Raw genomic sequence first — 13,508 nt, 5'->3', positions numbered from 1 at the left:
GGGAAGGGGACCGGCCACGGAAGCGGGAACGGGATCGGGAACGGTGCACTGCACCCTCCTCGGGTGTCCCCCCGGACCGGTCAGCCCACCATAAGCGCGCCCGCGCGCCCCCGCCCCTCGGCCGGCCTCACCTTGCCGGGCTCACCCCTCGCGGGGCTCACCGCCCGCGGGGCCCCGGTACAGCTCGTCGATCTGGCGCGCGTAGTCGCGGGCGACGGCGCCCCGCTTCAGCTTCAGGGAGGGGGTCAGATGGCCGCGCGCCTCCGTGAAGTCGCCTTGGAGGATGGTGAAGCGGCGGATCGACTCGGCGCGCGACACCAGCCGGTTCGCGTCGTCGACCGCCCGCTGGAGGTCCGCCCGCAGTTCCTCGTCCCGCACCAGCTCGTAGATCGGCACCGTCTGCTTCTTGTGCATCTGGCGCCAGTGCAGCAGGCCGTCCGGCTCCAGGGTGATCAGTGCGGTGATGTACGGCCGGTTGTCGCCGACCACCATGCACTGGCCGACCAGGGGGTGGGCCCGCAGCCAGTCCTCCAGGGGTGCGGGGGCCACGTTCTTGCCGCCGGTGGTGATGATCACGTCCTTCTTGCGGCCGGTGATGGTGAGGTACCCGTCGGCGTCGAGCTCACCGATGTCGCCGGTCGGCAGCCAGCTCCCGTACGGGACGCCGTGCCCGCTGTTCCAGTACCCGGCGAAGACGTGGCGCCCGCCGAGCAGCACCTCCCCGTCGTCCGCGATCCGTACGGCCGTGCCCGGCAGGGGCCAGCCGACCGTGCCGAGCCTCGGCCGCAGCGGCGGGGTCACCGTCGACGCACCGGTCGTCTCCGTGAGCCCGTAGCCCTCGAAGACCTCGACGCCCGCGCCCGTGTAGAACGCGGCGAGGCGCCGGCCGAGCGGGGATCCACCGCTGAGGATGTAGCGGACGCGGCCGCCGAGCGCGGCCCGGATCCGCCGGTAGACGAGCGGCTCGTACAGCGCCCGCGCGATGCGCAGCCCGAGCCCGGGGCTCCTGCCCTCGACGATCTCGCCGAAGCGCCGCGCGATGCGGGCGGCCCGGTCGAAGGACGAGGCACGGCCCATCTTCTCGGCGGTGGCGCGGGCGGTGTTGTAGACCTTCTCCAGGACGTACGGGATGGCGAGGAGGAAGGTCGGCCGGAACCCGGCGAGATCCGCCAGCAGGTCCTCGGTGCTGATGCTCGGCGCGTGCCCCAGCTTCACCCGGGCCCGCAGACAGCCGACGGCGACCATCCGCCCGAAGACGTGGGACAGCGGCAGGAAGAGCAGGGTCGAGGCCGGATCCTTGCTGACCGACTTGAAGACGGGGTGCAGCAGGCCCACCGCGTTGTCCACCTCGGCGAAGAAGTTCGCGTGGGTGATCACGCATCCCTTGGGCTGCCCGGTGGTGCCGGAGGTGTAGATGAGGGTCGCGACGGCCTCCGGCGTACGGGCGGCCCGCCGCGCGTGCACCACCCGGTCGGGCAGGTGCTCCCCGGCCTTGACCAGCCGGGCGAGGGCGCCGGTGTCGAACTCCCACAGGTGGGCCAGCCACGGCAGGTTCGCCCGCTCGGCGCTGATGATCCGCGCCTGCGCGGTGTCCTCGACGGCGCAGGCCACGGCGCCGGAGTCCTGGATGATCCAGCGTGCCTGGAGGGCGGAGGAGGTGGGGTAGATCGGTACGGTGACCAGCCCGGCGGCCCATCCGGCGAAGTCGAGCAGCGTCCACTCGTAGGTCGTGCGGGCCATGATGGCGAGCCGGTCGCCCTCCCTCAGCCCCTCGGCTATCAGCCCTTTCGCGACGGCGAGCACCTCGGCGGCGAACTGGGCCGCCGACACGTCCCGCCAGTTCCCGTCCCGGTCCTTGCGCGCGAGCACCGCCTCGCCGGGCGCCTCCCGGGCGTTGTCGAAGGGGATGTCCCCGAGCGACCCCTTCTGCGGCGGGCCCACCAGCGCGGGCACGTGCACCTCGCGCACCACCCCGTCGATGACCGTCTTGACGGGTTCGACGGGCTCTACGGGCCTGACCAGCCTCAGCTCGGCTTCCACGGCGGACTCTCCTCGGCTGGAATACGGAGTTACCGCCGGTAATCTACGTACCGGTAACCCGTCCGGCCACCCCCCTGACCGCCTTCTTCACGGACGCTCCACGCGACCACCGACTTCGTGACTACGCCGCGACCGCCGTCTCATCGGGCGGACAGTCCCGGCAGCGGCCCGGTTCGGGTGCGCGGAAGGCGCGTTCGCAGCCGTCGCAGTTCTGGAGCGGGTCGGGGCGGCGGACCGGCCGGGCGACCGGGGCCGGCGGAAGGTGCGGCGGAAGGCTCGCCTGGAGGCGGTGCGCGATCAGGCCCGCCGGATGGCGGAGGGGGACGGGCAGGTCTCCGGCCAGGACCTGTCGTACGGCTTCGGGGTCGGCCCCGCGCTCCAGCCAGGCCGCCACTCCGGGCGCGAGTCGCTTCACGTCCTTGTACGCGAGCAACAGCCGGGGGTCGTCGGCACGCAGCCGCGCGAGCAGGTCCTCGGCCTCCTGCCGGAGCCGCGCGGGCGGCGCGTCCACTGCTGGTGGAGGTACGGGCTCGGGCGCGGGCTCCGGAACCGGAGCGGGCTCGGCCACCGGCTCCGGCTCCGGTTCCGGTTCCGGTTCGGCCACGGCCGGCATCCCGCGCGGCCGGTTGTAGGACACGGTCCGGGTGACCACCTGCCCGCCGGCCAGCCGGACGCGGCTGCGCTCCAGGTACCCGAACGCCTCCAGCTCCCGCAGGGCGGCGGCGATCCGGACCTCCCCCTCCGGGAACCGGTCGGTGAGCCTCTTGATGCCGACCTTCGCACCGGCCGGAAGCGACTGGATGTGGAGCGCCAGCCCGATCGCGACCAGCGACAACCCACGGTGCTGCGCAAGGTGGTTGCCGACCACGGTGTAGTGATCGGCGTGCCGGACGTTGACGTGGACGACACCGGATTGGGCGGTCCCGGCACGAACACGGGACGACACGCGCGGGGGCGCGCTAAGCTCGTTCAGAGCCATTGGGAAGGGGCTACTTCCTAGTTGGTCAGGCCCTCGACCGGGATTGCAGTCCCGCCGGGGGCCGTCTCATGTCTGACGTTGTGGGCCGAGCATATGCCCGCCAACCATCCCGAAATCCAGCCCAGTTGGCACAGTTCACCCGTGTGAGTTACGGGAGCCGGAGGGCGAGGCAGGTTGGGTCGGGAGGGTTGGTTTCACCTCCGGTGATTTCAAGGGGTGACGTCCGAGCGCACCGGGTCGCGGGTCCCCGCGTCACGGTTCCCCCCGCCCCACGTCCGCCTCCGAATCGCGGAAATCCGCGACCCGGCCGCCCACCGCGGTGACTATGCGGCGCGACCATTTCGCAGGGCCTGGATGAGCCAGGGGTACACCGGGATCAGGTTCGGCACCACCTGCCAGCCGTTGACGATCCACACCAGCCACCAGTACCGGTCCACGCGGGGATCGTGCGCCTCTTCGAACCGCTGGGCCATCCAGTCCCGGAATTCCGTGTCAGGGGTGCGCGCGAACACCTCGGCGAAGCGGTGCACGAGGTCGTCGATGACGGGTGCTCCCCTGTCGCTGAGCGGGTCGATGCCCGACTCCATGGCCTCGGCCACCTTCTGACGGGTGAACCCCATCAGTTCCTCGCCGATCTCGCTCTCGATGCCGGGCGTGCGCCCGGAGGCCTGGTATGTGGCCGTCCGGCGCATCCGGGCCCGGAAGTCCTCGTCGCCGACCAGCTCGGCGAGTTCCACCCACGCGGCGACCTGCTCGCCGGACGGATCACCGGGGAGGTCGGGAGTGGCAGCGCGAACCATGGCCACCGCGGCCGGGTCGCCATCCACTGTGCTGAAGGTGCCTTCCATGAAATCGTCGATCAAACGCCGGCGTTCCTCGCCGGACAACTGCGTGAGCCTGTGCATGAGCTTGGTCTCCTCGGGACTGGACCCGCGTCCGGCCACGACTCGCAGAACGCTCCGACGCAGTTGCAGCACCCGGATCTGGATGTCCACGGCATCGGCGTGCGCCGCGGCGACTTCCGCCACCGAGCGCTCGCGGTCCAGTACCCGTTGAATCGTGGCCAGGTCCATGCCCAGCTCGCGCAGTGTGCGGAGGAGTTCGAGACGAAGCAGTGCGTCGTGATCGTAGAGCCGATAGCCGGCGGGGCTTCCGGTGGTCGGCGCCACCACCCCCGAATCGGAGTAGAACCGGATGGTCCTCACGGCCAAGCCGGTCCGCCGGGAAAGCTCCCCGATCGAGTAGAGGGTCGTAACGTCCATGTCCCCCACTCTGCTGTCTCCAGTCACTGGAGACTCAAGGCTGTCCTGGGACTCGTTCAGCTAGATGAAGTTCGTGCTCAGGTGGATGGAGAGCCAGACGAGCGAGAGACCCGCCGTCACCAGCACGCCGATGGCGATCAGCCCCGCCCAGCGCCTCGCGGGATCGGCGGCGAGCGCGACCAGCGCCGGACCCAGCGCCATGGCCCCGACGGTCAGGGCCGTGGACTCGGGGAGTTCGTGCCGGGAAATGGCTGCCACGACGACGATGATGAACCACTGGAGGGCGAAGGACGCCGCGACCGTCGTCTTCAACGGCCGTACGTTCAGCATCCACACGGCCCACATGAGCACTGGCACGGCCAGGAGCACCCACAACCCGATCCCTGCGAGCGGGTAGAAGGAAAAGCAGAGCGAGACGCTGTCCGCGCAGCTGCGCTGGTCCTCCGCGATGGCCCACAGCCACAGCGCCCTCGCCATCCAGCCCGTGGCCGCCCCGGCAACCGCGCTTCCCGCCACCACCCCGTAGATCTTGTTCATGCAGCCGAGGCTCGCACCCCGACCGGCCCTGGTCCTGAGTACGGATACTCATTGATGGCATTGATGGCGCCGATGCCAATTTCCCCGCATTAGCATGGACATGATCCATCATTTCCGGGTCAAGTCGGGGGGAACCAGGTGTCGTTCGATGCGGAGTGGGCGCAGCACAAGGCTGCCGCCCTGGCCGGGCAGCAGTCGCCCGCCATGCGGCTCAACCAGGTGGCGCCGGAGGTGAGCGGCAGCCCGGGCAGCCTGCTGGCCGGGGCCGGGTCCATCAACGGCAACGCCAACCTCCTCATCGAGATCGCCGCGCTCCTGCACGAGGGCCGCCCGGACGGCGACGCCTCCACCATGGCCCGCGCCCCGCGGGCACACGCCGACGTCTCGAAGGAAGCCCTCCGCTTCGCCCGGTTCGCCGACGACCAGTTCAAGGACACGATCAGCCTGTTCGCCGCCCTCGCCACCCGTCTCAAGACGACCGGCACCAGCTTCGCCCACGTGGACGACGACACCGCCCGGTCCTTCCTCAACAACCTGCTCGAATCAGGGCAGTACGTACCGCCGGAGTGCAAGTGAGCGGGCTCAGCCATCGCAAGGACGTCGAGTTCCTGGAGGAGTGCAACCCTCCCCTCGTCGAGCGCAACGCCGCCGAGTTCCGCCGGCTGCGCGACCTCCTCGTCCAGGTGGAGGAGCCCGCCCGGCGGGCGGAGACCCGTACGCAGTGGCAGAGCGACGGCAGCCACACGTACACCTCACGCCTCGCCGAGGCCCGCCAGTTGGTGACCCACATGGCCGAGGGCTACGACAAGGCGGCCAGTGCCCTGAACGCCTATGCCCTGGCCCTGGCCACCGCCAAGACCCACTACCGCGACGGCAAGCGCTGCGAGCGGGCACTCGCCGCGCTGATCGGTACGAAGGGCACCGCGATCACCAAGGTCGCGCAGGAGGCCGAGCCCATGCGCCAGTGGGAGGACATGCGCGCCACGACCGGGGTCTTCGACTGGATGGCCGAGGTCACGATGGACGTGGACGACATCCGGGACGAGGCGAACCGGCTCCACGACGGCGCGGGCGGCAGCTTCCAGCTGGCGAAGACCACCGAGCAGGAGGCCCGCAGCACGTGCGTGCACGCGCTCCAGCAGGCGTACGAGTTGCTGCCCGACTTCAAGATGCAGGGCGGCGGCAGCCGGCCCGACCTGTACGCGGCCATGGCGGACATCCGCCGGGAGGCCGCGGAGGCCCGCACCAGCCCGCTGACCCATCTGCCGGGCAGCGGCCCCAAGCGGGAGATGACGGGGCCGCTCGGGAACGCCGAGATGTCGCCGGAGCTGCGTGACATCCGGATGCGGGTCGCAGGGCTGCCGGAGGCGGACGACAACTACTGGGACCCGCCGGGCAACGACAAGGAGAGGGCCGAGTGGATCTCCCACAACAAGGCGATCCTGCGCGCCGCTGCCCAGCGCTCCGGGCTGCCCGAAGAGCTGGTCGCGGGCATCGCCTGGAAGGAGATCGGCGGCCAGTACGGGATCATCGACGACGGTGTCGACACGGCACGCGGTCTGGCCGATACCTTCCTGAGCCCCATCACCCCCGAGAACCTCTTCAGCCGGGCGGGGGGAGCACCCGACGAGACCTCCTTCGGCCCGATCGCCATCCAGGTCCGGCGCGGGGCCGAAGTGCTCGGCTACGATCCGGCGCACCTCACCGGCGACCAGCGCGACCTCGTCGAGGAGTCATTGCAGGACCCGAAGCAGAATGCTTTCATCGCCGCTGGTTTCCTTGCCCAGATCAAGGCGGAGGCGGGCTACGGCGACGTTCCCGCCGACCAGCTGACCGATGCCCAGATGCGGGAGATCGCCGCCCGCTACAACGGCGGCCCGTACTGGGAGTCTGACAAGGCCCAGAACTACGGCAATGATTTCGGCGACAATCTCGGCAAGGTGAAGGACGCGATGCGATGACGGACGGCTGCGGGGACGGCGCCCTGGCCAGGGACCGTCGATGGGTGCGCTGGGTGTTCGGAGTGCCTCTCGGGCTCGTCCACCTGCTGAACGCCGCCCTCGTCTATCTCGCCGTGTCGGCGGGCCCGGCAGGCGAATGGGACACCCAGGGGTACGGCGGAACCGAGCTGGCCTGCCTGCTCGCCGTCTTCCTGAGCGTGACCGGGATCCTGATCACCCTCATCCCTCCCGTCCGCCGGACCATGGGCCTGTGGTGGCTCGCCCCGCCCCTCGTCCTGGGGGTGATCGCGTGGGTGCGTATCGCGACGCTCGGCTGAGGCTGCCGCGCGAGAACATCGACCTGCCCGAGGACCGGGGATGTCTGCGCTGGGTGCTCGGGGTCCCGCTCGGGATCATCCACCTGCTGAACGCCGCTGCCGTGTTCCTGGCCGTGTTCGCCGGGCCGCAGGCCGAATGGGACCACCAGGGCTACGAGAACACCGCCGCGATGTGCTTCGTTTCCGTGTGCCTCAGCGTGCTGGGCCTGCTCATCACCCTCATCCCCAGCGTCCGCCGGGCCATGGGCCCGTGGTGGCTCGCCGTGCCGGTCGTGCTCGGGACGATCGCGTACATCCGCGGGGAGACCCTGGGCTGAGCACGCCGCAGCCCCCGCCCGGACGGGGGCGGGGGCTGCGGCGAGTGCGGAAGCGTCAGGCGGCCACGGGGACCGGGTCCGCCTTCGCGGGCTGCGCCGGGGCGGGCTCGTCCAGCGGGGAGGCCGAGGCGGAGGCGTAGGCCTCCTTGTCCAGGATCCCCTCACGGGCCGAGACGATGACCGGGACCAGCGCCTGGCCGGCCACGTTGGTGGCGGTGCGCATCATGTCCAGGATCGGGTCGATCGCCATCAGCAGGCCGACGCCCGCCAGCGGCAGGCCCAGCGTGGACAGGGTCAGCGTCAGCATGACCGTGGCGCCGGTCAGACCGGCCGTCGCGGCCGAGCCGATGACCGAGACGAACACGATGAGCAGGTACTCCTTGATGCCCAGCTGCACGTCGAAGATCTGCGCGATGAAGATCGCGGCGAGCGCCGGGTAGATCGCGGCGCAGCCGTCCATCTTCGTGGTGGCGCCGAACGGGACGGCGAAGGAGGCGTACTCCTTCGGGACGCCGAGGCGCTCGGTGACCTTCTGGGTGACCGGCATGGTGCCGACCGAGGAGCGGGAGACGAAGGCCAGCTGGATGGCGGGCCAGGCGCCCTTGAAGAACTGCAGCGGGCTGACCTTGGCGACCGTGGCGAGCAGCAGCGGGTACACGCCGAACATCACCAGGGCGCAGCCGATGTAGATGTCGGCGGTGAAGGTCGCGTACTTGCCGATGAGCTCCCAGCCGTACGTGGCGATCGCGGTGCCGATCAGGCCGATGGTGCCGATCGGGGCGAGGCGGATGACCCACCACAGGGCCTTCTGGAGCAGCTCCAGCACGGACTCGGCGAGGTCGAGGACCGGCTTGGCCTTGTTGCCGAGCTGGAGGGCGGCGATGCCGGCGACGACGGCCAGGAAGACGATCTGAAGGACCTTCAGCTCGGTGAACGGCGTGACGATGTCCGTCGGCACGATCCCGGTCAGGAAGTCGATCCAGGAGCCGGCCTTCTTGGGCTCCTTGCCGTCGGCCGCGGTGAGGCCGGTGCCCGAGCCCGGGTCGGTCAGCAGGCCGATGGCTATGCCTATGCCGACCGCGATCAGCGAGGTGATCATGAACCAGAGCAGCGTGCGCGAGGCAAGCCGCGCGGCGTTGTTCACCTTCCGCAGGTTGGTGATGGACACCAGGATCGCGAAGAAGACGAGCGGGGCGATGGCCAGCTTCAGCAGCTGGACGAAGATGTCGCCGGTCTTCTCCAGGGTGGTGCCGAGCCAACTGACGTCCTGGCTGCGGGCGATCCAGCCGAAGAGGACGCCGAGGGCCAGACCGGCGATGATCTGGGCCCAGAAGGGGAACTTGAACGAGGCCTTGGCGGGAGCCTGGGCCTGGGGGGACGCGGACACGGACACTCTCCGGGGGTGCGCACGAAGACAGGGGGAAGTTCTGCGGGGGGGGGTGATGCGGTGCGGCAGCAGCCAGAAGGGCGGCCGGCCGGGACCGCTGCTGTATCGATTCAGCTCGCGATGCGGATCAACAGCAACAGGCCGCGGAGGCGCGGCGGCAGAGGTCGACGTGCAGGCGCGCCACGAGCGGGACGCTCGCGGTCATCGGGTGCGCAACTGTGGTCGACATGTTGAACACGCTAACACTTCCCCTTTGAGAATCTCAAAGGGGTTCTTTGAGACGGCCACGCACGAACGCCCCAGCACTGCGGGCGGTGAACCCGGTACTGGGGCGTTCGGTGTGTGATGAAGCTAACGGGAGGTCAACGCGACCCCGGCGCCAGAAGCTCAGGCGCGCGCGGCGTCGTCGGCCGCGTCCTCCTGGCTGCGGTTCTCGGCGAGCGTCTGCTTCGCGCCCGCCACGCGGCCGGAGATCTGCTGGGACATCTCGTCGCGCTGCTTGCGCAGCAGCACGAAGGAGAGCGGAGCGGAGAGGACGAGGGCCAGCAGCACGATCCAGGCGAAGTTGGCGTCCCCGAGCCCGGCGGGCACCCAGCGGAGGCGGACCAGGACGGCGACGACGACGAGGCATCCGACGAAGATGCCCAGACGCATCGCGGTGTAGCGGATCGTCGCGCTCGGCTTGAGGGACACGGTGACCCCTTCTTTCTCGTCTTCGTACGGCGGCACGTGCCCATCCAGTGAAGCACGCCGCTCGCCCTCTCCGGCCCGCTGGGGGTACCCCCGGCGGCGGCTCAGTGCAACGGCAGCAGCATCGTGATGTCGTCGCGGTCGTCGCCGGGGGCGACGCGGATGGCGTCGGGGACTCGCCCGACCTCCTTGTAGCCGCAGGACGCGTAGAAGTGCTCCAGGCCGTGGCCGCCGCGGCAGCCGAGGCGGATCGCGTCGATGCCCTCGAGGGAGCGGGCCGCGTCCGCCGCCGCGGCCATCAGGTCGCGGCCGTACCCCTTGCCCTGGTGGCGCGGGTGGACCATCACCGTGTAGGCCCACACCCAATGCAGTTGGAGCCGGTGCGTGTTGTGGGTGAGGAAGGCGGTCGCGGCGACCTCGCCCGCCCCGTCGTGCCCGACGAGGAGCCGGGTGCCCCCGTCGGCGACCGCGGTGAGCTGCGTGATCAGCGCCGGGCGGATGTCGTCGGGGGTGACCGGGGGCACGAAGCCCACGGCGCCGCCCGCGTTGGAGACGTCGGCCCACAGCGACAGGATGCCGTCACGCAGGGCGGGGTCGATGACCGGATCCAGAGTGAAAGTAAGGGTCACAGCGAAAGATTATCCATTACCGTCACCGCTGGCAACGAAGCCCCGGCCCGCACATCGGACCGGGGCTCGCCGCATGCCTCGCGCGACGCGGCGTCAGACCCGCATCGCCTGCGGGGTCTCGCGCAGACCCGCGTCCGGGCCGGGGTACTCGCGGATGATCTCGTAGCGCGTGTTGCGCTCGACCGGGCGGAAGCCCGCCTCCCGGATCAGCTCCAGCAGATCCTCACGGCCCAGCTTGTTCGGGGTGCCGTAGTTGTCCGCGTCGTGCGTGATCTTGTACTCGACGACCGAGCCGTCCATGTCGTCCGCGCCGTGCTGGAGCGCGAGCTGGGCGGTCTGCACGCCGTGCATCACCCAGAAGACCTTGACGTGCGGCACGTTGTCGAAGAGCAGTCGCGAGACGGCGAAGGTCTTGAGCGCCTCGGCGCCCGTCGCCATCGTCGTCCGCGCCTGGAGCTTGTTGCGCACCTTGCCGTCCTGCATGTCCACGAAGTCGTGCTGGTAGCGCAGCGGGATGAAGACCTGGAAGCCACCGGTCTCGTCCTGGAGCTCGCGCAGCCGCAGCACGTGGTCCACGCGGTGGCGCGGCTCCTCGATGTGCCCGTACAGCATCGTCGAAGGGGTCTTGAGACCCTTCGAGTGCGCCAGCCGGTGGATGCGCGACCAGTCCTCCCAGTGGGTGCGGTGGTCGACGATGTGCTGCCGGACCTCCCAGTCGAAGATCTCCGCGCCGCCGCCGGTGAGCGACTCCAGGCCGGCCTCGATCAGTTCGTCCAGGATGTCCGAGGCGGACATGCCGGAGATCGTCTCGAAGTGGTGGATCTCCGTCGCCGTGAACGCCTTCAGCGAGACGTTCGGCAGCGCCTTCTTCAGTTCGGACAGCGAGCGCGGGTAGTAGCGCCACGGCAGGTTCGGGTGCAGGCCGTTGACGATGTGCAGCTCGGTGAGGTTGTCGTTCTCCATGGCCTTGGCCAGGCGCACGGCCTCCTCGATGCGCATCGTGTACGCGTCCTTCTCGCCCGGCTTGCGCTGGAACGAGCAGTACGCGCACGAAGCGGTGCACACGTTCGTCATGTTGAGGTGGCGGTTGACGTTGAAGTGGACGACGTCGCCGTTCTTGCGCGTGCGCACCTCGTGGGCGAGGCCACCGAGCCAGGCCAGGTCGTCCGACTCGTAGAGGGCGATGCCGTCCTCACGGGTCAGCCGCTCGCCGGAGCGGACCTTCTCCTCCAGCTCGCGCTTGAGCCCAGCGTCCATGTACCGGTCGCCTCCTCTAGATGCCTGTCCTGCAACCCGACCAACCGTACTCTCAGCCTTCCTCCGGAAGTTCCCCGACCCGGTTCTCCCACTTCGTGGAGAGCACGATGGTGGTACGGGTGCGGGAAACGCCCTTGGTGCCGGAGAGCCTGCGGATGATCTTCTCCAGGCCGTCCACGTCGTTGGCGCGCACCTTCAGCATGAAGGAGTCGTCACCGGCGATGAACCAGCAGTCCTCGATCTCGGCGAGGTCGCGCAGCCGCCGGGCGACGTCCTCGTGGTCGGCGGCATCGGACATGGAGAGCCCGATCAGCGCGGTGACGCCGAGGCCGAGCGAGGCCGCGTTCACGGTCGCGCGGTAGCCGGTGATGACGCCGGCCGTCTCCAGCCGGTTGATGCGGTCGGTGACGCTGGGGCCGGAAAGGCCCACGAGACGGCCCAGCTCCGCATACGAGGCACGACCGTTCTCGCGAAGTGCCTGGATGAGCTGCCTGTCCACCGTGTCCATTACGTGGAGCCTTCCATTATTCGGCGATCCTGCAAGTCTAGGTATAGAATCTAAGGCACACAGGGTCAACACCCTGTGAATCTTTCAACAGATCAATGACGATCTTCAGGAGTGGTTCACCGTGTACACGATCGAGATGGCCTACGCACACATGCGACAGCTCCAGGAGCTGGCCAACCGATCCCGCACCGACCAGCCGTCCGCCGCCCACCGCGTGGACAAGACCCGCAGGCCGAGCAGCGCCAAGAAGCGCTAACCACCGCTTGCCTCCGGAGGCCGGGAGCTCCCCAGCTCCCCCTCCCAACGGCGGTACAGCCGGTGCGGCACCCCTGCCGCGTCCAGCACCCGCCCCGCGACGAAATCCACCAGATCCTGGATGTGCGTCGCACCCGCGTAGAACGCCGGAGAGGCGGGCAGCACGATCGCGCCCGCCTCGTCCAGCGTCACCAGATGCTTCAGCGTCTGCCCGTTCAGCGGGGTCTCCCGCACACACACCACCAGCCGGCGCCGCTCCTTGAGCGTCACGCTCGCCACGCGCTGGAGCAGGTCCTTCGACAGCCCGAGCGCCACCCCCGCCACGCACGCCGTGGAGGCGGGGACGACGAGCATCCCCTTGACGGGGTACGAGCCCGAACTCGGTCCGGCCGCCAGGTCCCCGGCGCCCCAGTACCGCACGTCGCCCGTGACGGGCTCGAACGTCCCCGGCTTGCCGTCGGCGCCGCGCGCCAGCCACTCCGTCAGATCGTCCCGCCAGTGCGCGTCCCGGAAGGCGATCCCGGTCTCGTCCAGCAGGGTGAGCCGCGAGGCCCGGCTGACCACCAGGTCGACGCTCTCCCCCGCCGCGAGCAGCCCGCGGAGCACCGCCGCCGCGTACGGGGTCCCGGAAGCCCCGGAAACCCCTACCACCCACGGGGTGCGCTTGCGCTCAGTCATACCTCCGAGACTATCCGGCCACCACGGGCGGGCACTCGCTAAGGTGGCCGGACGTTCCAGGGGGTGGGACGGCACGACAAGGGGGACGACGGTGAGCACGGCTCAGGACGCCTGGACACAGACCGACCGGGCGAAGGCCGCGGCCAAGCTGATGCTCGGCTGGGTGGCCCTGCTGTGGGTGATCGAGGCGATCGATTTCGCCACCGGCCACGCGCTGGACGCGTACGGGATCTTCCCCCGCGACCCCGACCGGCTGATCGGCATCGCCGCCCATCCGTTCCTGCACTTCGGCTTCGGCCACGTGGCGTCCAACAGCCTTCCGCTGTTGGTCCTCGGCTTCATCGCCGCCCTCAGCGGCATCCGCCGCTTCCTGGCCGTGAGCGCGCTGAACATCGCCGCGGTCGGCATCGGCGCCTGGCTGATCGCCCCTCCGAACAGCGTCGGGGCCGGTGCCTCGGGGCTGGTCTTCGGCCTCTTCGGCTACGTGGTCGTCCGCGGCTTCGTCGAACGCAAGCCGCTGAACGCGGCAGTGGGACTCGCCCTCGCCGCGCTCTGGGGCACCACGGCCTTCCTCGGCATCCTGCCGGCGGACGGCGTCGGCTGGTACGCCCACCTCATAGGCCTCGTGGCGGGCGTGGTGACGGCCCTCTTCTTCCGCCGGCCGGTCCGCCGCCCCGCCATCGCCTAGGGC

Annotated in this window: 16 protein-coding genes; 6 read left to right on the top strand and 10 right to left on the bottom strand. The window is 69.9% G+C overall.

All coding sequences use genetic code 11. From position 1 onward, the window contains the following. Positions 1–141: 141 nt before the first annotated feature. The 4 genes from JIW86_RS23365 to JIW86_RS23350 all read right to left on the bottom strand — a co-directional run bounded on the left by JIW86_RS23365 (position 142) and on the right by JIW86_RS23350 (position 4,818). Positions 142–2,028, bottom strand: coding sequence for an AMP-dependent synthetase/ligase (locus JIW86_RS23365; RefSeq protein ID WP_257559404.1), 1,887 nt, complete (start codon positions 2,026–2,028; stop codon positions 142–144). Positions 2,029–2,161: 133 nt separating this feature from the next. Then, on the bottom strand, positions 2,162–3,019 hold the full coding sequence (locus tag JIW86_RS23360; RefSeq protein WP_257555786.1) for a helix-turn-helix domain-containing protein: 858 nt from the start codon (positions 3,017–3,019) through the stop codon (positions 2,162–2,164). 323 nt (positions 3,020–3,342) lie between these two features. Next, complete coding sequence (locus tag JIW86_RS23355; RefSeq protein WP_257552227.1) at positions 3,343–4,281, bottom strand: MerR family transcriptional regulator; 939 nt, start codon at positions 4,279–4,281, stop codon at positions 3,343–3,345. Between the two features lie 60 nt (positions 4,282–4,341). Beyond that, the gene (locus JIW86_RS23350; protein ID WP_257555785.1) at positions 4,342–4,818 is read right to left on the bottom strand and encodes a hypothetical protein; all 477 of its coding nucleotides are present in this window, start codon (positions 4,816–4,818) and stop codon (positions 4,342–4,344) included. A 138-nt stretch (positions 4,819–4,956) separates the two neighbouring features. Here JIW86_RS23350 and JIW86_RS23345 point away from each other — a divergent pair, with 138 nt between their 5' ends. The 4 genes from JIW86_RS23345 to JIW86_RS23330 are packed head-to-tail and all read left to right on the top strand — an operon-like array spanning position 4,957 to position 7,413. Then, positions 4,957–5,394: a hypothetical protein gene (locus tag JIW86_RS23345; protein WP_257555784.1), complete on the top strand. Its 438-nt coding sequence runs from the start codon at positions 4,957–4,959 to the stop codon at positions 5,392–5,394. Next, positions 5,391–6,779, top strand: coding sequence for a hypothetical protein (locus JIW86_RS23340; protein WP_257555783.1), 1,389 nt, complete (start codon positions 5,391–5,393; stop codon positions 6,777–6,779). The genes JIW86_RS23345 and JIW86_RS23340 overlap by 4 nt, the downstream gene beginning before the upstream one ends. Then, on the top strand, positions 6,776–7,096 hold the full coding sequence (locus JIW86_RS23335; RefSeq protein ID WP_257555782.1) for a hypothetical protein: 321 nt from the start codon (positions 6,776–6,778) through the stop codon (positions 7,094–7,096). Before JIW86_RS23340 ends, JIW86_RS23335 begins: the two co-directional genes overlap by 4 nt. Then, positions 7,069–7,413 carry a hypothetical protein gene (locus tag JIW86_RS23330; protein ID WP_257555781.1) on the top strand — a complete coding sequence of 115 codons (345 nt, stop codon included), beginning with the start codon at positions 7,069–7,071 and terminating at the stop codon, positions 7,411–7,413. The genes JIW86_RS23335 and JIW86_RS23330 overlap by 28 nt, the downstream gene beginning before the upstream one ends. Before the next feature lie 55 nt (positions 7,414–7,468). Here JIW86_RS23330 and JIW86_RS23325 read toward each other — a convergent pair whose 3' ends face one another. The 5 genes from JIW86_RS23325 to JIW86_RS23305 all read right to left on the bottom strand — a co-directional run bounded on the left by JIW86_RS23325 (position 7,469) and on the right by JIW86_RS23305 (position 11,884). Beyond that, positions 7,469–8,800, bottom strand: coding sequence for a dicarboxylate/amino acid:cation symporter (locus JIW86_RS23325; RefSeq protein WP_215146563.1), 1,332 nt, complete (start codon positions 8,798–8,800; stop codon positions 7,469–7,471). Between the two features lie 387 nt (positions 8,801–9,187). After that, positions 9,188–9,529, bottom strand: a complete 342-nt coding sequence (locus JIW86_RS23320; protein WP_322975543.1) for a DUF4229 domain-containing protein — start codon at positions 9,527–9,529, stop codon at positions 9,188–9,190. 65 nt (positions 9,530–9,594) lie between these two features. Next, a complete protein-coding gene (locus tag JIW86_RS23315; protein WP_257555780.1) occupies positions 9,595–10,119 on the bottom strand; it encodes a GNAT family N-acetyltransferase in 525 nt (174 codons plus the stop codon). Between the two features lie 93 nt (positions 10,120–10,212). Then, entirely contained in the window at positions 10,213–11,376 is a 1,164-nt protein-coding gene (gene mqnE, locus JIW86_RS23310; RefSeq protein ID WP_069920704.1) for an aminofutalosine synthase MqnE, read from the bottom strand. Positions 11,377–11,428: 52 nt separating this feature from the next. Next, positions 11,429–11,884, bottom strand: coding sequence for an Lrp/AsnC family transcriptional regulator (locus tag JIW86_RS23305; RefSeq protein WP_257555779.1), 456 nt, complete (start codon positions 11,882–11,884; stop codon positions 11,429–11,431). A 121-nt stretch (positions 11,885–12,005) separates the two neighbouring features. On the opposite strand from JIW86_RS23305, the gene JIW86_RS23300 reads away from it, so the two are divergent. Then, a complete protein-coding gene (locus JIW86_RS23300; RefSeq protein ID WP_257555778.1) occupies positions 12,006–12,140 on the top strand; it encodes a hypothetical protein in 135 nt (44 codons plus the stop codon). On the opposite strand, the gene JIW86_RS23295 is transcribed toward JIW86_RS23300, so the two are convergent. Next, positions 12,137–12,817 (bottom strand): UbiX family flavin prenyltransferase, encoded by a 681-nt coding sequence (locus tag JIW86_RS23295; protein ID WP_257555777.1) that lies wholly within the window; start codon positions 12,815–12,817, stop codon positions 12,137–12,139. The genes JIW86_RS23300 and JIW86_RS23295 overlap by 4 nt on opposite strands. Positions 12,818–12,908: 91 nt before the next feature. On the opposite strand from JIW86_RS23295, the gene JIW86_RS23290 reads away from it, so the two are divergent. Beyond that, positions 12,909–13,505: a rhomboid family intramembrane serine protease gene (locus JIW86_RS23290; RefSeq protein ID WP_416237587.1), complete on the top strand. Its 597-nt coding sequence runs from the start codon at positions 12,909–12,911 to the stop codon at positions 13,503–13,505. Positions 13,506–13,508 lie beyond the last annotated feature (3 nt).

The sequence above is a fragment of the Streptomyces sp. NBC_00162 genome (assembly GCF_024611995.1).
In the GTDB taxonomy this organism is placed as follows: Bacteria; Actinomycetota; Actinomycetes; order Streptomycetales; family Streptomycetaceae; genus Streptomyces.
Note: the sequence above shows the minus strand (reverse complement) of the source record. Positions and strands in the feature narration are given on the sequence as shown.